We start from the raw sequence: 18,756 nt of genomic DNA, 5'->3' as shown, positions 1-18,756 counted from the left end.
CCTGTCGGACACTCGTGTTGGGAGAGCCTGCCGTGACCGCTGTGGAGATCCCGGGATCCAAGTCCATCACCGCCCGGGCCCTGTTCCTGGCCGCCGCCGCCGAGGGCGTGACCACCCTGCGCCGCCCGCTGTCCTCGGACGACACCGAGGGCTTCGTGCAGGGCCTGGACACCCTCGGGTACCGGATCGAACGGACGGCCGACACCTGGCGGGTGGAGGGCCGCCCGTCCGGGCCCGCCGTGCCGGACGCCGAGGTGTACTGCCGGGACGGCGCCACCACCGCGCGCTTCCTGCCCACCCTCGCCGCCGCCGGCCGCGGCACCTACCGCTTCGACGCCTCCGCCCAGATGCGCCGCCGCCCGGTCGCCCCGCTCACCCGGGCGCTGCGCGAGCTGGGCGTGGACCTGCGGCACGAGGAGGCCGAGGGGCACCACCCGCTGACGGTCGTCGCCGACGGCGTCCGCGGCGGTGAACTCGCCCTGGACGCCGGGCAGTCCTCGCAGTACCTGACCGCGCTGCTGCTGCTCGGCCCGCTCACCCGGGACGGCCTGCGAATCACCGTCACCCGGCTGGTCTCCGCCCCGTACATCGGCATCACCCTGGCGATGATGCGCGACTTCGGGGTCGAGGTGAAGCGGGAACGGACCCCCGCCGGCGAGGTGTTCGAGGTGCCCGCCGGCGGCTACCGGGCCGCCGACCACCCGATCGAACCGGACGCCTCCACCGCCAGCTACTTCTTCGCCGCCGCCGCCCTGGCCGGCCGCGAGGTCACCGTCCCGGGCCTCGGCCGGGACGCGCTCCAGGGCGACCTGCGGTTCGTGGACGTGCTGCGGCGGATGGGCGCCCGGGTGGACATCGACGGCGACCGCACGACCGTGGCCGGCGACGGCCGGCTCGGCGGGATCACCGTCAACATGCGGGACATCTCCGACACCATGCCCACACTCGCGGCCATCGCCCCGTTCGCCACCGGCCCGGTGCGGATCGAGGACGTCCACAACACCCGGGTCAAGGAGTGCGACCGGCTGGAGGCCTGCGCCGACAACCTGCGCGCGATGGGCATCACCGTGGCCACCGGGGACGACTGGATCGAGATCCGGCCCGGCACCCCGCGCCCGGCCGAGATCACCACCCACTCCGACCACCGGATCGTGATGTCCTTCGCCGTCACCTCGCTGCGCACGCCCGGCATCACCTTCGACGACCCGGGCTGCGTGCGGAAGACCTTCCCGGGGTTCCACGAGGCCTTCGCGGAGCTGCGGGCGGCCTGGGGGATCTGACCCCCGCCGGCCGCGCGGCGCCCCGGCGCCGCCGGTCGCCCGCCGGAATCCCGGTTGCCGGGCGGCGGGCCCGGCGGCGAGGATGCCGTTCGTGTCCGAGACGGTTTTCGAGACGGAGTCAGACGGGCCCGAGCTGCGGCCCTACCCCAAGATCCCCGCGCGCGGCCGCTCCGGCGGGCCCGGCAGCCGGGAGTGGACCGCGGCCGAGAAGGTGCACGGGGCGCACTTCGCGGTGGTCTGCGAGGGCGGCTCGGTGCGGGCCGCGAAGCGGCGTGAACTGCTGGACGACGAGGGCCTGGACGCCTTCTTCGGCGTCAGCCGGATCTGGCCCGAACTGTCCGTCGCGGCGGCCCGGTTCGCCGCCGCGGTGCGCGGGACCCGGGACGGTGCCGCGGTGCGCGGAGACGGCGCCGCCGCGGTGACGATCTACGGGGAACTGGCCGGCGGCCGCTACCCGCACCCCGGGGTGCCCGCCGCCCCCGGGGTCGACCCGGTCCAGACCGGCGTCTGGTACGCCCCCGGCCTGCGCTGGCTGCCGTTCGACGCCACCGTCGAGACGCCCGAGGGCCGTCGGTGGATCGCCGACCGCACCCTGCGCACGGCCGCGCGGGCCGCCGGGCTCACCTGCGTGCCCCTGCTCGGGCACGGCCCCCTGGCCGCCCTGCACGACCTGCCGGTGCGCTACCCCACCCGGGTGCCCGCGCTGTTCGGCCTGCCCGAACTGCCGGACAACCTCGCCGAGGGGTACGTCCTCAAACCCGCCGGCGAGTGGCACGAGTCCGGCCCGGCCCGTCCGCTGGTGAAGGTGAAGCAGCAGGCCTTCGCCGAGGACGACCGCTACGACGGCGCCCGCCCGTACCTCCCCCCGCCCCGGGGTGCGGCCGGCGTCCCGGCCTGGCTCCTCGTCCAGGCCTCCGCCCTGCTCACCCCCGCCCGGGCCGCGGCCGCCGTCGGCAAACTGGGGCCCCGTACGGCCGCGGACGCCGTGGCCGAGGAGATCGCGGCGGACGTGGCGGAGGAACTCGCCGAGGCCGTCGGCGGGTTGGAGGCGGACGTGCTGGCCGCACTGCGCCGGGCGCTCGAACCGGGCGCGCGCACGCTGGCGTCCTTCGACGCGCAGGACCGGCGCGGCGCCTGAGCGGGCGGGCCGACGGCGCGCGGCGGGGTCGAGGGCGGGTTCAGGCGGTGTCCAGGAGGCTTCCACGTCCGGTGGGAGGGGCCCATCATGGGCTCCCGGTTCCGGCAGAACCGCCCCGACACCGCCCCGACACCGCCCCGACACCGTTCCGGGGCTGCCCTCAGGAGGCAGAAGAGATGACGATCCCACCGCCCGTCCGGATCCAGGCCGCCGTCGTCCGCGCCGCGTACGCCCTGCCGGAGGGCCTGCGGCGGGCCATCGCGGGCAAGCCGGTGGTCCGCGACGGGCAGACGCTCGCGCTGGACGCGCAGCTGATGCTCAAGCTCCAACGGCTGTCCAAGGCGGCCCTGGTGATGCCGGGCGGGGTCGGGTCGTCGCGGGCCGCGATGGAGCACGCGCGGCACCTGGTGGGCGGGCCGCAGGACCGTGCGGTGGCCGTACGGAGCGTCGGCATCCCGCGGGAGCACGGCGAGCTGGCCGCCACGCTGTACACCCCGGACGGGCTGGCGACGGGCTCCGGCCTGCTGGTCTTCCTGCACGGCGGGGGCTGGGTGGTCGGCAGCCGGGCCAGCCACGACCACGTCGCCCGCTTCCTCGCCCGGCGGGCGCGGGTGCGGGTGCTGTCGGTGGAGTACCGGCTGGCGCCCGAGCACGTGTTCCCGGCGGCGGCCGAGGACGCGCTGGCCGCCCTCGACCACGCCCACGCCGAGGCGGCAGACCTGGGCGCGGACCCGGAGCGGATCGCGGTCGGCGGGGACAGCGCGGGCGGCAACCTGGCGGCCGTCGTCGCCCAGCAGGCCGTCCGGCGGGGCGGGCCCGCCCCGGTGTTCCAGCTGCTGCTCTACCCGGCGACCGACGCCTCGGTCCGGCACCCCTCGCGCGGGCTGTTCGCCGACGGGTTCTTCCTGACCGACGCGGACATGGACTGGTTCGCCGACCGCTACGCGCCCGCGCCCGCCGACCGCACCGACCCGCGGCTGTCGCCGCTGCTCGCCGAGGATCTGACCGGCCTGCCGCCCGCGTACATCGGCACCGCGGGCTTCGACCCGCTGCGCGACGAGGGCGAGGCGTACGCGCGGGCGCTGCGGGAGGCCGGGGTCGCGGTGAGGCTGAGCCGGCAGCCGGACCTCATCCACGGGTACGCCAACTACCTCGGCATCGGGGGCCGCTTCCGGGAGGCGACGGCCGAGGCGGCGGAGGCGCTGCGGCAGGCGATCGGCGAGGCGTAGCGCGTACGGCGCAGCGGCGCGGCCGGCGCAGCGGCGCGGCCGGCGCAGCGGAGGGTACGGCGAAGGGCGGGACCCCGTGGGCGGGTTCCGCCCTTCGGCGCGCGGCGGGACGCACCCGGGGCGGACACGGTCGGGCAGGGGGTGCGAACCATACGGCCGTGCGCCGGGTCGTTGCCGCACAGGGGGTTCTCGGCGACCGGCTCTTATTGTACTGTCCGTCTAATAAGCGGGTGAGCGGGAGCCCGCGGAGACAGGCACCTGGAGGCAGCCATGGCGCTCACCCGGCAGACGGGGCACGGCCACACCGAGGCCGACGACGACGTCTCGAAGCGGCTGCTGGAGTCGGCCGCCACCCTCTCCTACGACCCCTCGACCGAGATCGACTGGGACGCCCCCCTCCCGGAGGACCACTACGGCCTCAACCCGGAGTGGAGCACCCTCTACGGCACCCGGCTGTGGGACGAGATGACCGAGCGCCAGCGGGTCGTGCTCACCCGGCACGAGGTCTGCTCGATCATGAACACCGGCATCTGGTTCGAGATGATCCTCCAGCAGATGGTGCTGCGCGACCAGTACCTCAGGAACCCCGCCGACGCCGCGTTCCAGTTCGCGCTCACCGAGATCGCCGACGAGTGCCGCCACTCGATCATGTTCGCCCGGGCCTGCGCCAAGATGGGCGTCCCCGCCTACCGCCCGCACAAGCTGATCGCCCAGGCCGGCCGCGCCTTCAAGGCGCTCGCCAAGGGCGAACTCGCCTACGGCGGCATCCTGGTGGCCGAAGAGGTGCTCGACGTCATGCAGCGCGACTGGATGCGCGGCGAGAACGTCCTGGAGATCGTCCGCGGCACCTCCCGGATCCACGTGGTCGAGGAGTCCCGGCACATGAAGTTCGCCCGGCAGGAGATCCGCGAGCGGATGCGCCACGCGAGCCCCGCCCGCCGGCGCGCCTCCGCCACCGGCATCGCCGTGGGCGCGTACGTCATCGTCACCAGCATGGTGCACCCGGGCGTCTACAAGGCCGCCGGGCTCGACGTGCAGCGGGCGCTCGCCGAGGTGCGGGCCAGCGAGCACCGCAAGGCGATGATGCGCACCAGCTCCCGGCACCTGATGGCCTTCCTCGCCGAGACCGGACTGCTCACCAGCCGCTCGGCGGCCGTCTACCGCCGGGTGCACATGCTCTGACGGACCGTCGCCACCAAGCCACCCCATCCCCCACGCGCAGCGAGGACCCCACCCGGCCATGGCCTACGCGATCACCCGGACCTGCTGCAACGACGCCTCGTGCGTGTCCGTCTGCCCGGTCAACTGCATCCACCCGACCCCGGACGAGCCGGAGTTCGGCACCACCGACATGCTGTACATCGACCCGCGGGCCTGCATCGACTGCGGCGCCTGCGCGGACGCCTGCCCGGTGGACGCGGTGTACCCGGTCGACCGGCTGCGCGGGCCCGACACCGTGTTCGGCGACCTCAACCGCGACTGGTTCCGCGACCACCCCAGCGACCACGCCTGGGGCGCGCCCAGCTTCCCGCGCAGCCTGCCGGACGAGCTCGGCGCGCTGCGGATCGCGGTCGTCGGCACCGGCCCCTCCGCCGGGTACACCGCGCAGGAACTGCTGCGCGGCACCAGCGCCGAGATCACCATGATCGACCGGCTGCCGGTCACCGGCGGCCTGCTGCGGCACGGCGTCGCGCCCGACCACCAGTCCACCAAGCGGATCGCGGAGAGCTTCGCGAGCGTCTTCCGCGACCCCCGGCTGCGGATGCACCTCAACGTGGAGATCGGCACGGACCTCACCCACCAGGAGCTCGCCGCGCACCACCACGCGGTGGTGTACGCGGTCGGCGCGGCCGCCGACCGACGGCTCGGCGTCCCCGGCGAGGACCTGCCGGGCAGCCTGCCCGCGACCGCCTTCGTCCGCTGGTACAACGCCGAACCGACCGTGCCCGCCGACGCGGTGGAGCTGTCGGCCCAGCGCGTGGTGGTGATCGGCAACGGCAACGTCGCGGTGGACATCGCCCGCATCCTGCTCACCGACCCCGACCGGCTCGCCGCCACCGACATCGCCGACCACGCCCTGGCCGCGCTGCGCCGCAGCCGGGTCCGGGAGGTCGTGCTGCTCGCCCGGCGCGGGCCCGGACAGGCGGCGTGGACCAGGGCGGAGTTCCTGGCCCTGCGGCAGCTGCCGGGCGTAGAGGTGGTGGTCGAGGACCACCCGGAGGTGCGGGCGGCGATCGAGGCGGCGGTGGCGGAAGCGGGATCGGGGTCCGGCGCGGAGTCGGGCACGGCGGCGGGAGCGGGGCTGCTGGCCGGGCTGCCGCTGGTGCCGTTCGACGGGTCCGCGGAGCCCGGGCCGGGGCGGCGGATCGTGCTGCGGTTCCTGTCGGCGCCGGTCGAACTCTCCGGGGACGGGCGGGTCGAGGCCCTGACCGTCGAGCGGACCACCCCGACGGCGGACGGCCGGGTCGAGGGCACGGGGGCGACGGACGTGCTCCGGGCCGGGCTGGTGGTGCGCTCGATCGGACACCGGGGCGTACCGCTGCCCGGGCTGCCGTTCGACGAGCGGGCCGGGACGGTCGCGCACCGGAACGGGCGGGTCGTCGACCCGGCGACCGGCCGGCCGCTGCCGGGGACGTACGTGGTGGGCTGGGCCAAGCGCGGGCCGTCCGGCGGGATCGGCGCCAACCGGGCCTGCGCGCGGGAGACCGTGGACGCGCTGCTGGACGACGCGGCCGCCCGGGCGCTGCCCGTCCCGGAGGCGGGCCGCAAGGACTTCGAGCGGCTGGTGCGCCACCGGCGGCCGGACGCGGTGGGGCTGCGGGAGCTGCGGGCGGTGGAGCGCGCGGAACGCGAGCGCGGCGAGGCCGAGGGGCGGCCCCGGGTGAAGCTCGCCAGCGTGCCCGAGCTGCTGGCGGCGGGGCGGCGGCGGTAGCGGGAAGGACCCGGGGCCTGGGCGGGAAACCCGGGAGCCTCGCCGGGGAGAACTCACGGGCCGTGCCGGGACAATGGGGAGGGCACGACGTGCGCAGGAAGTCGGGTGGGCCGACTTCCTGCGCACCCGGCGGCGCTCCGCGGGGGGTTGACCTGCGGAGCGCCGGGTTGACCCGACCGTGTCCCGGTGCGGGCGGGGCGCGTTGGGTGGGTGTGAGTGGATTCGGGTGGCTGCCGGTGCCGGAACGGCAGCCGAGTGAGGAAACGATCCTGCCCGGCACTCCGGACAGGCCGCCGGAACAGCCGTCGCCACCCGCGACGACGGAGCCGCGGGTGCCGACGGAATGGCCGGTGACGGAGCCGCGGGTGACGGAACGGCCGGTGCCGGAACCCGGCCCGGAAGCGCCCATCTACGCCGAGCTGGCCCGGCGCTGGCAGGCCGAGGGGCGGGCCGTCCCCGGGCTGCCCGATCCCGTCTGGGAGTCGCTGGCCGCACCGGCGGCCCGGGACCGGCCGGCGGTGCCCGGCCCGGGCCGGAGCCCCGAGCCGGGCCCCGGGTGGAACCCGCCCATGGGCCCGGAGTGGAGTCCGGGCCCGGGACACTGATCCACTCGGCCGGATCGCCGACACGCGCGGATACCCCGACGGGGGAACCGTGCGGTCGTCGGACTATCCCAGGAGAGTGGTCCTCAGCCAGGGGACGATCAGCGCCATCGCCTCGCCGAACCTCGAAATGGCGCAGTGCCCGGTGTCCGGGATCAGCTCGACCCGGGTGTCGCGGCGGCCGGCGAACACCAGGGTGTCGTGCCGCGGGACGTGGACGTCGTCGGCGCCGTTGAGCACCAGCATCGGCGCCTGGTCGTCCCGGTCCAGCAGCGGGCGCAGACCGAAGGAGCCGAAGGCCCGGCCCAGGGCCGCCCGGTCCGGTGCCGCGTCGAAGCCCAGGGCGTTGCCCACGATGCCGTCCATGCCGAAGTCGAAGCCGCGGTCCGGGTCGAAGGAGTGCTCGACGGGGCCGCCGAGCACCACCGCCGCGTCCACGGCACCGGTCAGCCCGGTGCGCGCGGAGTAGTAGCCGCCCATCGAGATGCCGAAGTGGCCGACCCGGCCGTCGCCGAGCGTACGGGCGAAGGCGATCAGGCCCTCGATCACCTCGGTGCCGCCGTCCGGGGTCATCGGCAGGTGGGAGGTCTCGCCGGTGCCCGCGAGGTCGAACAGCAGCAGCCGGACCGGCAGGGCGAGCGCGAGCTGCTCCCACATGCCGTGCAGGTCGGTCTTCCAGGAGTCCACCCCGCCGCTGGCCAGCACCACCGGGGCGTCGGCGGGCAGGCCCGGTGCGGCCATCAGGTGGACCGGGACCGCGGCCTCGCCGCCGCGGTGGGGGACGGTGAGCGTGCGGCGCTCGACGTCGACCGGGAAGCCGGGCGAGGCGAGCAGGTACTGCTCGACCTGGCGGGCCAGGGCGGTGCGCTTCGGAGCGTCGGCGAGCGAGGGGAACTTGGCCCAGCCGTACGCCTGGGCGGCCTGGCGGTGGCGCCCGGCGCCGGCGTGCCGGGCGGCGAGGGCGGACCACTCGTACACCCAGCCGCCGGGCCGGTCGGCCCACATGTCGGTGACGGCCGCGCGGACCGCGTCCACCTCGGCGGCGGGCAGGCCGAGGGTCATCTGCGGGTAGCGCTCGACGAACAGGTCCTGCGGGTCCAGGGGCCAGGTGAAGGACATGGCGATGCCTCCTGTCGCTCTTAAAGCCGGAACTCTTGCATTAGCGACTATGCGCCGGAGGATCGCTTAATGCAAGTACTCCTGCGTTAAGGTGGTGGCGAGGTGATCGACACATGACCGAGGAAGAGCCGGACCCGATCCGCCGCCGTCCGGGCGGCCGGGCCGCCCGGGTGCGCCGGGACGTCCTGGCGGCCGCCATGGAGGCGCTGGCCGAAGGGGGCGTCGCCCGGCTCACCATCGCCGACGTCGCGGCCCGGGCCGGCGTCAACGAGACCACCGTGTACCGGCGGTGGGGCAGCCGGGAGAAGCTGGTGCTGGACGCCATGCTGACCGCCAGCGACGAGGGCATCCCGGTCCCCGACACCGGGGCCGTCCGCACCGACCTGACCGCCTTCGCCCGCGCGCTCGCCGCGTACCTGGCCACCCCGCTCGGCCGGGCCGTGGCCCGCGCGGCCGCCCTCGGCTCCGAGGACCCGGCCCTCGCCGAGGCCTGGCAGGTCTTCTGGGACTCCCGCCTCGCCCAGGCCGGCGCCGTCGTCCGGCGCGCCGTCGACCGCGGCGAACTCCCGGCCGGCACGGACGCCGACCTCGCCCTGGAACTGCTCAGCGCACCCCTCCAGGCCCGCGCCCTGCTCGGCCACCGCGAGATCGGCCCCGAGCTCCCGGAGCGCCTCGCGGACCTGATCCTGGACGGCCTGCGGGCCCGGGACCGGCGCACGGAGGACGGCGGCTAGCGCACGCAGCACGGCGGCTGGCGCACACGGCGCGGCGGCGCCCCCGGCCGGGGGGGCAGGGGGCGCCGCGGAGGGTGTGGGGCCGGCCGGGTCAGCCGACGTCCCGGGCGGTGGAGCCCGGCGACTCCAGGTTCCAGGTGACGATCCGCCGGGGGTGCACCCGGATGACGTCCCGGCTGAACCGGTCGGGAGCCACCGGCGGGACGTCCACGGCGAGCACCTCCGCCCGGCCGCGGATCTCCACGCCGCGCCCCCAGCCGCCCGCGACCGGATCGTCGGCGGGTGCCAGGTCGTCGATCAGGACGGAGACCTCGGGGCGGTCCCGGGCGTTGCGGTACTTGCGGCTGCGGGCGTTGTCCGGCCCGCCGATGTCGATGGTGCCGTCGTCGTTGAGCCGGAAGCCCACCGGCCGGACCTGCGGGGAGCCGTCCGGGCCGAGGGTGGCCAGACGGGCCAGCGGTTGGCCGGTGAGATAGCCGCGCTCGCGTTCGGTGAAGTAGCCCATGCGGCCGAGGCTAGGACCTCAAGCGCCCTTCAGGTCAAGGGCGTTCGGCGGCGCGCCCGCGCTCCTGCCAGGACCTCTTCAGCTCCGCCCAGCGGGCCGCCTGCTCGGGTGTCAGGGTGCCGCGGAGCTCGGCGAGCTTGAGGAGCTGGGCCTCGGCCTCGGCGCCCAGGGGCTGGGCCTCGGCCCGGTAGTGGTCGGTGAGCAGGGCGTCCAGTTCGGGGCGGGTGAGGGCGGGGTCGAGGCGCTGGGCGAGCTTGGCCATGTTGCGGTAGGAGCCCTGGAGCAGGAAGGGGGGCTCGGTGCGGGTCCGGTCGTCCTGGGCGGCGGAGGCCAGGTAGGCGCGGTTGACGGCCAGGACGGTGGAGCGCAGGTGGAGCAGGCCGGCCAGGACGGCGGTCATCCGCTCGACCTCGGCGGCGGGCCAGGGGCCGGCCAGGGTGCCGCCGGGCACGCCGCCGGCGCGGGCGAGCAGGGTGTCGAGGTCGGCGCGCTCGGCGGTGGCGAGCGGGGCCAGGTGGGGGCCGGCCGGCAGGGCGTTCTCGACGAAGCTGAGCGCGAAGAGGTCCTCGCGCCCGGCGACGGCGTCGCCGAGGTTCCACACGTCGGCGCGGTTGGCGAGCATGTCGGGCAGCCGGAAGAGGCGGCCGGACTCGGTGTACGGGTTGGCGGCCATGACCACGGCGAAGCGCTTGCCGCGCAGGTCCCACTCGCGGGCCTCGCCGTCCCACACGCCGTCGATCCGGCGCTGGGCGTCGCACAGCGGGATGAAGCGCTGGAGGAACTCGGGCGAGGTGTGCTGCACGTCGTCCAGGTAGAGCAGCACGTTGTCGCCCGCGTGCAGAGCGAAGTTGAGCTTCTCGACCTCGCGCCGGGAGGTGGCGTCGGGGGCCTCGGCCGGGTCCAGCGAGGTGACCCGGTGGCCGAGCGCGGGGCCGCTGACGGAGACCAGCAGCAGCCCGAGCCGCTCGGCGAGGTACTCGACCAGGGTGGTCTTGCCGTAGCCGGGCGGAGAGACCAGCAGCAGCAGGCCGCTGCGGTCGACCGGCCCGCCGGCGGCGGCCGTGCCGAGCTGCTTGGCGAGGTTGTCGCCGACCAGCGGCAGGTACACCTGGTCGATCAGCCGGTTGCGGACGAAGCCGTTGAGCGGGGCGGGCCGGTACTGGTCGAGCCGCAGCCGGGCGTGCTCGGCGGCCAACAGTTCGCCCCGCAGCCGCTGGTAGGCCCGGTGGCCGGGCACCTCGACCTGCTCGAACTCCCGCACCTTGGCGAGCAGTTCGTCCAGTCGGAGGTCGAGCGCCCCGCCCGCGAGCCGCGGGTGGTCGCCGAGCAGCCCGGTGATCCGGGCGCCCACGGCCCCCTCGGCGGGCCGGCGCGGCAGCGACGGGCAGAGCAGGACGGCGGCGGCCTCGGCGAGGTCGGCCGGGTCGGCGTCGGCTGCTCCCGACTCCAGCCAGGCGGCGGCCAGTTGGCGCCGTACGGGCAGCAGCCCGGGCTCCTCGGGCAGTGCGGCCAGCGCCTCGGTGAGGCCGGCCGACTCGGGTGCCGCGCGGAACTTGTCGACCAGCGCGGCGGCGCCCGGGGAGTGGGCGAAGCTGGGTGCGGCGGCGGCCAGTTCGGCCACCAGGTACGGGCCGGACGGCTCCGCCCCCGGAACGAACTCCGAAACGGTGGCGGAGAGTTCGGCCTCCAGTGCGGCCAGCGCCGCCAGCGCGGCCGACGCCGGGGCGCCACCGAAGGCGTCCCGGGCGAGGCCCAGCGAGCGGGCCCGCGTGTGCCAGAGCAGCCGCTGCCGCTCGTCGGCGCCGTGCGCCCAGTACAGCTGGGCGGCCGCCCGGGCGCCCGCCGGGTGGCGCAACAGCCCGGCCCCGGCGCCGAGCCGGAGCAGGGCGCGGAGCAGCAGCGCGGCGTCGTGGTCGTGCACGCCGCGCTGGTAGCCCTCGTCCGGGCGCTGCTCGGCGGCCCGCCGGACGTACTCCAGCAGCTCGCCGTCGGTGCGCGGCGCCCCCGTCTCGGCGGCCGGCAGCAGGCTCGCCGCGAGGTACTCGGCGCGGTACAGCTGCGGGGTCTCCGAGGGCAGCGGGCGGTCCCAGTACCGCTCGGTGGCGGCGAAGGCCGGGTCGGTGACGGGGGAGCGGTAGTCGGTGCCGGTGAGCGTGAAGGCGGGGCGTCCGCGCCAGGGAACCAGGGCGAGTTCGGGCCGCCGGGTGGTGACGGCGAACAGGTGGCGGCCCAGCCGCAGGGTGCCGGGGCCGTCCCCGGCGAGTTCGGCGCGGTCGCGCAGGGCCCGCTGGGCGCGGCCGCGCGCCGCGCGCAGCCGTCCGGTCAGCTCCTCGGCCCGGACCCGGTCGCCGAGCGCGGTCAACTGCCCCGCCAGGTCGCGGAGTTTGACGGCGGTCGGGTCGGCGGCGAAGGCCGCCTCGATCTCCTCGGCGGTGTCCAGCGCGGCCAGCCGGCGGTGCAGGGTGTCGAGGATGCGCCCGGCGGAGGCGACCAGCCGGTCGGCGCGCCGGGCCCGCTCCTCCAGCAGGTGCTGGCGGCGGGCGGTGAGCGCGTCGTGGATCTCGGTGCGCCGGGCGGTGAGCTGCTCGCCGAGGGCCGGGTCGGCGTCGGCGAAGCGGGTCTCCAACTGCTCGATCCGCAGCAGCAGCCGGCCGAGCTGCTCGTCGCAGTCCTCGGGGGTGTCGGCGGCGGCGAGCGCGGCGGTGGTGGCCTGGCCGAGCAGGGCGGTCTCGGCGGCGAACTCGGCGGCGGCCTCGCGGGTGCGCAGCTCCCGGCGGCGCACGGTCAGCGCGGACCGGGCCCGGTTGAGCAGCCCGAGCACGTCGGCGAGCCGGTCGAGGATGGCGGTGCGGGTGGTGGCGTCGGCCAGATCGAGGGTGCCGACCAGCTCCGAGACGGTCTGCAGGGCCTCGCTCTGGGCGGCCAGTTCGAGACCCAGCGGTTCGGCCTCGGCGGCGGTGGCGATCGCGGCGCACCGCTCGGCCAGCTCGCCCGCCCGCTGCCGGTGCGGCTCGAAGGCGGTCGGCTCGGCGAGCTGGACGACGGCGCGGTCGGCGGCCCGGGCCAGACCCTCGGCGAGGTGCGCGGCGAGCGCGTCGATCCGCCGGGCGTCGGCGCGCGGCAGGTCGCGCAGCGCCTCGACACGACCCTGGGCGCGGCGCAGCCCGGCCAGCCGGTCGACCCACTCGGCGGCGTCGGCCAGGGTCTCGCCGCGGGCGGTGCGCAGCAGGCCCTCGACGTGCTCGGCGGTCTCGTCGGCCCGCCGGGCGGCGTGCGCGGTGAGCTGGGCGACGGCCTCGTACTCGGCGACGACCTGCCGGGCGGTGTCGCGGATCTCGGCGAGCGGCGCGGCGAGGTCGCCGAGACCGCTCTGGCCGAGCCAGTGGTGCCGGTCGGCGGTGCGGGTGCAGGCGGCGAGGACGGCCCGGTGGCCGGCCGGGGTGTCGGCGCCGGCCGCGGCCAGCCGGGCCAGGGCCAGGCAGTCGGCCAGGCCGCGGACCAGGTCGGCGTTGCCGATCCGGGCCAGCGGCCCGCTGCCGGGCGGCTGTTCGGCGGCGAAGCGCTCGCTGGTGAACGGGGTCTGCCAGAGCTGGACGGGGTGCAGCCGGGTCGGCCCGTCCTCGGCCGGGCGCAGCGCGATCAGGGTGCCGTCGGCGAGCAGCGAGTAACCCTGGCAGGGCAGCGGGGCGGCGGCCTCCTGGCGCACGCTGTTGTACGGCTGGAGCAGGGCGCGGCCGTCGGCGGGGGAGCGGAACTCGTACAGCACGTCCTCGCCGTTGGGCGACAGGACAGTGCGCTCGTACACCAGGCCGTCGACCGGCTGGTCGAAGACGCGCACGGTGCCGTCCACCAGGTGGCAGCCGCCGGGGAAGGCCACGCCCTGGTCGGCGGGCAGCCGCAGGCAGGCCTGGCCGAGCGCGTCGATCCGGGTGACGGCGCCGGTGGGCAGGTGGACCACCAGGTGCCGGTCGGTCTCCTCCTGGTACGGGCGCACCCGCACCAGCAGCAGGGTGCCGAGCCGGGCGTGGGCGATCCGGGCGTCGGCGAGGGTCTGCAGGGCCTCGGCCAGCGGTTCGCGGTACAGCTCCCGGCCGTCCGGGGCGGCGATGGTCAGCCGGCCGCCGTCGACGCCGATCAGCAGCTCTCCGGCCAGGTCCGCGCGGGACGGGCGGCCGGGCCCGGCGGGCAGCTGGTCGTCCCGGGTGACGGCGGTCCAGGGCAACTGCTGACCGTCGGCGGGGACGTGGTCGCGCTCGCCGCGCCCGTCCAGGTAGGACGGCTGCGCGTCGTCGGCGGGGCCGCCGTCGAGGCGCCAGCGCAGCACCCGGACGTCGGCGGCGGCGGGGCCGGTGCGGAAGACGGCGAGCAGCCGGCCGTCCACCGCGCGCAGCCGCTCCAGCCGGGCGTCGCGGAAGTAGCGCCGCAGATCGGCGAGGTCCTGGCGCAGCCGCGGGTCGTCCAGCAGGGTGCCCTCGGCGGGCGCGGGGGAGAGGTCGGGGTGGTGCAGGCCGAAGACGTCGTCGAAGTCCCCGACGCCGTCCGCGGCCTCGACCGGTCGGGTGCCGAGCAGCAGCAGCCCGCCGACGGCGGTGAGGTCCTGCGGCAGGCAGGACCGGGCGGTGGTGAGCCGCCCGGTGCCGGCCAGCCGCAGCTCCCCGCCGCCGAACTCGTCGACCCGGCGGGCGTTCAACGCCTGGGCCCGGTCGGCGAGTTCGGCGGCGGCTCGGGCGAGCCGGTCGCGCAGGACCTCGTAGGTGCCGGCGTCGAGCCGGGCGTCGAGGGCGTCCACGGTCACGGTCACGTTCCTCGGTCGGTTCGGTCGGTTCGGTCGGATCGGGTGGTTTGGGGCGGTTCAGGCGGTTCGGGCGGCGGGTCGGAACGCCCGGTCGCTCAGCGGGTCACTTGGAGCCGTTGGCCGAGGCGAGGCCGCCGGCCAGGACCCCGAGCGGGGTCTCCGCGACGCCCAGCTGCCGCGCCGACTCCAGCAGCCGGCGCAGCTGCCCGGCCTGGTCCCCGGCGCCCGAGCCGATCAGCTTCATCAGCAGGGCGGAGACCGTCAGGTTCTGCACGTCCGCCGTGGAGACCGAGGAGAGCACCCTGGTGAGGTCCTCGGTGAAGCTGGCCCGCCCGTCCAGCCAGGGCCCGGCCAGGGTCTGCGCGGTCTGCGAGTGGCCGACGAAGGCGTCCAGGCTCTTGCCGGCCGACACCGACTGCACCAGCCGGTCGAAGAAGACCGAGTCCCCGCCGACGATGTCGATCTTCGCCTTCTCCAGCCCGGCCGCGACCAGCGCCGCCTGGGCCTCGGCGATCTGCCGCTGGGTGTCCAGCCCGGCCAGCCGGACGTCCTTCTCGGCGGCCAGCCGCAGACGGTACTCCTCGTGCCCGCGCGAGGCCTCGTCCAGCTTGGCCATCGCCGCGGCCTTCTCGGTCAGGCCCTCGGCCTCGGCCTTCAGCCTGCCGCCGACCTCCAGCGCGGCGGCCTTGGCCTTCTCGACCTGGACGACGGCCTCGGCGCGGCCGACCTTCTCCACCGCCGCGGCCTCCTGCTCACGGACCTGGACCCGGGCCAGGCCCTCGGCGGCGGCCTCCGCCCGGATGCCCTCGGCCATCCGGATCTTGGCGGCCGCGTCCAGCTCGGCGGCCCGCTGCCGGGCCTCGGCCAGCACCAGCGCCTCGCGGGCCTTGTGCGAGGCGGCCTGTTCGGCGGCCTCGGCGGCCTTGATGTCCTTGACGAGCTTCTCCTGCGCCTCGGCCTCGGCCTGGATCACGACGGCCTTGCGGACCCGCTCGGCCTCCTCGGTGGCGCGCAGCGTCTTGACGGCCTCCTCCTGCTCGGCGACGGTGCGGTCCACCGCGACCCGCTCGCGGACCACGTCGGCGACCTCGCGCTTGGCGGACTCGACCTCCTTCTCCTTGGCGATCGTGGCGAGCTGGGTCTCCCGCTCGCGGCCGACGACCTCCAGCAGGCGGTCCTTCTCGATCCGCTCGTTCTCCACCGCGATCACCCGCTCGCGGTTCTTCTGCGCCACCGCGACCTCGCGGGCCTGGTTCTCCCGCTGCACCCCGAGCAGCTCCTCGGTGCGCAGGAAGGCGGTCTGGGCGTTGAGCCGCTCCTCCTCCTGCACCCGGGCGATCACCGCGTCCTCCTTGGCCCGCAGGGTCTCGATCTCGCGGTGCTGGCGGATCTCGGCGTCGGCCTGCCGGCGCTCCAGCTCCAGGACGGCCTCCCGGGCGTCCACGTTCTGCCGGGTGATCTCCTTCTGCTCGTTGCGCTGGTACTCGTTGGTGCGCACGTGCTCGATCGCCGTCAGCTCGGTGATCTTGCGGATGCCCTGGGCGTCCAGGATGTTGTCGGAGTCCAGCTGGCTCATCGGCGTCTGTTCCAGGTGGTCGATGGCCGCGTCCTCAAGGGTGTAGCCGTTGAGGTCGGTGCCGATGACCGCGATGATCTGGTCCCGGAACTCGTGTCGGTGGGTGTACAGGTCGGTGAAGTCCAGCTGCTTGCCGACGGTCTTGAGCGCCTCGGCGAACTTGACGGCGAAGAACTCCTGGATCGCCTGCGGGTCGCTGGCCCGGGCGGTGCCGATCGACTGCGCGACCTTGATGACGTCCTCGACGGTCTTGTTGACCCGGACGAAGAACGAGATCCGGATGTCCGCGCGGATGTTGTCCCGGCAGATCAGGCCGTCCCGGCCGGCCCGGTGGATCTCCACCGTCTTCGCGGTGATGTCCATCAACTCGGCCTTGTGGAGCACCGGGAGGACGATCGCGCCGGTGAAGGTCACATCCACCTTCTTCGTCCGGGAGACGATCAGTGCCTTGCCCTGCTCGACCTTCTGGAACAGACGGCCCACGAACAGCAGCATGGCGAGCACGATGAGCAGCACGACGGCGACGAGCACGCCGAAACCCACGGCGATGGTGTCCATCACGGAGTCCTTTGACGATGGCGAGTTGGTGCGAAGGGAAGTGCGGTGGGGGTGGGTGGAAACGCGTGACGCGGCGTCAGTGGACAGGCGTCAGTGAACGGCCGGCGGGTCGAAGGGCGCCACCAGGAAGTGCTCGCCCTCGGCGTCGTAGTCGAAGATCAGGGCGGTCCGCCCGGCCGTCAGGGCCGGTTCGGGCGTCGCCGTACGGACCTGGACGGTCGCGGTGGAGCCGTCCTCCGCGGTGACCTCGGCCTGCCCGAAGTCGGCCGTCACCCGGCCGGTCCGGATCACGCAGACCCGGCCGACGAAGTCCCCCCGGGTGACCGGCCGGTCCTGCGGGAACAGCCGCGACAGCGGCCGGACGAGCACCCGGGTGCCCGCCCAGGAGGCGACCAGCGCGACGACGAACACGCCGCCGCGCGCCGGTGCCCCCGAGGTGAGGACGGTGCCGGCCAGGCTGACGAACCAGGCGATTGCGACCAGCAGCGACACCGCCACCGTCACGGGCACCCCGCCCAGCCCCAGCGCGTCCAGCACGCCCGTGTGGTGGCCGGCGCCCTGCCGGCCGGACCCGTCGTCGGCGCCGTGCCCCCCGGCACTGTGCCCCCCGCCGCCGTGCCCCCCGTGTCCGAGGTGCCCGGCGTGCCCCCCGTGCCCGGCACCCAGGTGGTGCCCCGCGTGTCCGACGTCCACCTGGTGCCCGCCGCCGTGCCCCCCGTGCACGGCGCCCGGAACCAGGCCGCCGAACAGCATCAGCAACCAGTACCCGACCACCACCACCAGCGCGAAGCTGAACAGCGCCGTCGGGAAGGCCAGCGCGGCCGCGAAGAATCCCCCCATCCCGGCCACGCTCCCCCGTCTTCCCGCCGGCGCCGCGCTTCGGCGCCGGGGAGATCATGACAGTGCCGCCGGCCCCCGCACATTGCCAGGATCCGGCAATCTTTACGCCCTCTTGACACCCTGGTACGCACGGCCCGCGTGACACTGCAACAGCTCGGCAACAGGACGGCCGCCGGACGGTTCCGGAGCCGCCCCGCGGGTTTGGGGCGGGGGGCTCCCGTGGCGCGGGACCGCGGCGGTCGTATCGCGCACTACAGCCGTGGTTCCGCGCACTACAGCCGTCGTACCGCGTACTACAGCGGTTGTTCCGGCCAGTTCAGCAGCCGCGCACCCATCGCCGCCGTCTCCAGGGTGAAGCGCTGGAGCGCGTCCGCCGGGTCGTACCCGGTCAGCGCCTTGATCCGCTCCAGCCGGTAGCCCAGCGTGCGCACGCTCAGGCCCAGCCGGCGCGCCGCCTCCGCGTTCACGTACGCGGCCTCCGCCTGCACCGCGATGGTGTCCAGCAGCGGACGGGCGCCGCCGCGCGCCTCGGTCAGCGGGCCGAGCACGCTGCGCACCAGGTCGGCCATGGCGGCCCGGTCGCGCATCAGCACCGGGAAGACCAGCAGCTCCTCGGCCCGCAGCTGCCGGGCCGGCAGGTCCAGCCGCTGCGCGTAGTCCAGCGCGTCCAGCGCCTCCTCGTAACTGCGCAGCACCCCGCTCGGCCCCGAGTGCCGGCGGCCGGTGGCCACCCGCAGCACCGGGCGGTAGCCGGGGCCGGGGCGCAGCGTCAGCTCGGCGAAGGCCTCCAGCACGGCCCGCTCGGAGTCCGGGGCGATGCACACCAGTCGGCCGTCCTTGCTGGCCAGCAGCACGTCCCGCTCGCCGAACCGCCCGGCCAGCTCCCGCTCCACCCGGTGCACCAGCGGATGGACGTCCGCGAACGGCTCTTCGCCCACCGCGACCGCCACCGTGTACGAGCCCGCCAGCCGCAGCCCGAACCGCTCCGCGCGCTCGGCCAGCAGCCCGAGGTCGCTGCGGCCGAACAGCAGGTCGTCGATGAACTCCCGGCGGGCCGCCTCCTCCTGGCGGACGGCCAGGCGCTGGGCCCGCTCGTGGCCCTCGCCCAGCGCGGCCAGCGCGGCGTCGGTGGCGGCGAGCACCGCGTCGCCCGTGCGGCGCAGCTCGGTGACGCTGCTCGCGGCGGCCGTCCCGGGCAGGGTCTGCCAGGCCCGCCGGGCCGCGGCCAGACACTGCGCCACCACCTCGCGCAGCCCGTACCCGGCCTCGGCGCAGTGCTCGCCGAGCTTGCGCAGGCGCTCCAGCTCCTCGCGGCGCGGCAGCCGACCGGTGCGGGAGACGTCGGCGAGCAGGACGAGATAGACCTCGGCCAGCTCGCCGGGTATGTCGTAGTCGATCTCCTCGATCACCGTGCTCTGCCCGCCCCCGTACGGCCTGGTGTTTCGGCG

General features: G+C 75.7%; 13 protein-coding genes. 7 read left to right on the top strand and 6 right to left on the bottom strand.

Going from position 1 to position 18,756, the window contains the following annotated elements:
• Positions 1-32 precede the first annotated feature (32 nt).
• The 6 genes from aroA to ACZ6EM_RS26290 all read left to right on the top strand — a co-directional run bounded on the left by aroA (position 33) and on the right by ACZ6EM_RS26290 (position 7,184).
• A complete protein-coding gene (gene aroA, locus ACZ6EM_RS26315; RefSeq protein WP_465773372.1) occupies positions 33-1,280 on the top strand; it encodes a 3-phosphoshikimate 1-carboxyvinyltransferase in 1,248 nt (415 codons plus the stop codon).
• Positions 1,281-1,371: 91 nt separating this feature from the next.
• Positions 1,372-2,418, top strand: a complete 1,047-nt coding sequence (locus ACZ6EM_RS26310; protein WP_452180317.1) for an RNA ligase family protein — start codon at positions 1,372-1,374, stop codon at positions 2,416-2,418.
• Between the two features lie 176 nt (positions 2,419-2,594).
• On the top strand, positions 2,595-3,647 hold the full coding sequence (locus tag ACZ6EM_RS26305; RefSeq protein ID WP_452180318.1) for an alpha/beta hydrolase: 1,053 nt from the start codon (positions 2,595-2,597) through the stop codon (positions 3,645-3,647).
• Positions 3,648-3,917: 270 nt separating this feature from the next.
• Entirely contained in the window at positions 3,918-4,829 is a 912-nt protein-coding gene (locus ACZ6EM_RS26300; RefSeq protein ID WP_387685504.1) for an AurF N-oxygenase family protein, read from the top strand.
• A gap of 58 nt (positions 4,830-4,887) precedes the next feature.
• Positions 4,888-6,579 (top strand): FAD-dependent oxidoreductase, encoded by a 1,692-nt coding sequence (locus ACZ6EM_RS26295; protein ID WP_452180320.1) that lies wholly within the window; start codon positions 4,888-4,890, stop codon positions 6,577-6,579.
• A gap of 365 nt (positions 6,580-6,944) precedes the next feature.
• On the top strand, positions 6,945-7,184 hold the full coding sequence (locus ACZ6EM_RS26290) for a hypothetical protein (RefSeq protein WP_465773371.1): 240 nt from the start codon (positions 6,945-6,947) through the stop codon (positions 7,182-7,184).
• Between the two features lie 63 nt (positions 7,185-7,247).
• Here ACZ6EM_RS26290 and ACZ6EM_RS26285 read toward each other — a convergent pair whose 3' ends face one another.
• Positions 7,248-8,300 (bottom strand): alpha/beta hydrolase, encoded by a 1,053-nt coding sequence (locus ACZ6EM_RS26285; protein WP_452180321.1) that lies wholly within the window; start codon positions 8,298-8,300, stop codon positions 7,248-7,250.
• A 113-nt stretch (positions 8,301-8,413) separates the two neighbouring features.
• Between ACZ6EM_RS26285 and ACZ6EM_RS26280 the strand changes: the two genes are divergently transcribed.
• Positions 8,414-9,034: a TetR/AcrR family transcriptional regulator gene (locus ACZ6EM_RS26280; protein ID WP_359914928.1), complete on the top strand. Its 621-nt coding sequence runs from the start codon at positions 8,414-8,416 to the stop codon at positions 9,032-9,034.
• A gap of 91 nt (positions 9,035-9,125) precedes the next feature.
• On the opposite strand, the gene ACZ6EM_RS26275 is transcribed toward ACZ6EM_RS26280, so the two are convergent.
• The 5 genes from ACZ6EM_RS26275 to ACZ6EM_RS26255 all read right to left on the bottom strand — a co-directional run bounded on the left by ACZ6EM_RS26275 (position 9,126) and on the right by ACZ6EM_RS26255 (position 18,717).
• Positions 9,126-9,539 (bottom strand): PPOX class F420-dependent oxidoreductase, encoded by a 414-nt coding sequence (locus ACZ6EM_RS26275; RefSeq protein ID WP_452180322.1) that lies wholly within the window; start codon positions 9,537-9,539, stop codon positions 9,126-9,128.
• Positions 9,540-9,573: 34 nt separating this feature from the next.
• Positions 9,574-14,334 (bottom strand): DNA repair ATPase, encoded by a 4,761-nt coding sequence (locus tag ACZ6EM_RS26270; RefSeq protein WP_465773370.1) that lies wholly within the window; start codon positions 14,332-14,334, stop codon positions 9,574-9,576.
• Between the two features lie 103 nt (positions 14,335-14,437).
• Positions 14,438-16,468, bottom strand: coding sequence for a flotillin family protein (locus ACZ6EM_RS26265; protein ID WP_401049413.1), 2,031 nt, complete (start codon positions 16,466-16,468; stop codon positions 14,438-14,440).
• Between the two features lie 90 nt (positions 16,469-16,558).
• Positions 16,559-17,308: a hypothetical protein gene (locus ACZ6EM_RS26260; protein WP_359914939.1), complete on the bottom strand. Its 750-nt coding sequence runs from the start codon at positions 17,306-17,308 to the stop codon at positions 16,559-16,561.
• 293 nt (positions 17,309-17,601) lie between these two features.
• A complete protein-coding gene (locus ACZ6EM_RS26255; RefSeq protein ID WP_401055256.1) occupies positions 17,602-18,717 on the bottom strand; it encodes a PucR family transcriptional regulator in 1,116 nt (371 codons plus the stop codon).
• Positions 18,718-18,756 lie beyond the last annotated feature (39 nt).

The sequence above is a fragment of the Kitasatospora sp. NPDC041917 genome (assembly GCF_055589745.1).
The sequence above is the reverse complement of the archived record's forward strand: the minus strand, read 5'-3'. Positions and strand labels throughout refer to the sequence as shown.

What these genes read in the sequence shown, in the direction of transcription:
- ACZ6EM_RS26300 (WP_387685504.1), top strand. Translation starts at nt 3,918, where the DNA reads ATGGCGCTCACCCGGCAGACGGGGCACGGCCACACCGAGGCCGACGAC.
- ACZ6EM_RS26305 (WP_452180318.1), top strand. Translation starts at nt 2,595, where the DNA reads ATGACGATCCCACCGCCCGTCCGGATCCAGGCCGCCGTCGTCCGCGCC.
- ACZ6EM_RS26280 (WP_359914928.1), top strand. Translation starts at nt 8,414, where the DNA reads ATGACCGAGGAAGAGCCGGACCCGATCCGCCGCCGTCCGGGCGGCCGG.
- ACZ6EM_RS26275 (WP_452180322.1), bottom strand. Translation starts at nt 9,539, where the DNA reads ATGGGCTACTTCACCGAACGCGAGCGCGGCTATCTCACCGGCCAACCG.
- ACZ6EM_RS26260 (WP_359914939.1), bottom strand. Translation starts at nt 17,308, where the DNA reads ATGGGGGGATTCTTCGCGGCCGCGCTGGCCTTCCCGACGGCGCTGTTC.
- ACZ6EM_RS26265 (WP_401049413.1), bottom strand. Translation starts at nt 16,468, where the DNA reads ATGGACACCATCGCCGTGGGTTTCGGCGTGCTCGTCGCCGTCGTGCTG.
- ACZ6EM_RS26295 (WP_452180320.1), top strand. Translation starts at nt 4,888, where the DNA reads ATGGCCTACGCGATCACCCGGACCTGCTGCAACGACGCCTCGTGCGTG.
- ACZ6EM_RS26285 (WP_452180321.1), bottom strand. Translation starts at nt 8,300, where the DNA reads ATGTCCTTCACCTGGCCCCTGGACCCGCAGGACCTGTTCGTCGAGCGC.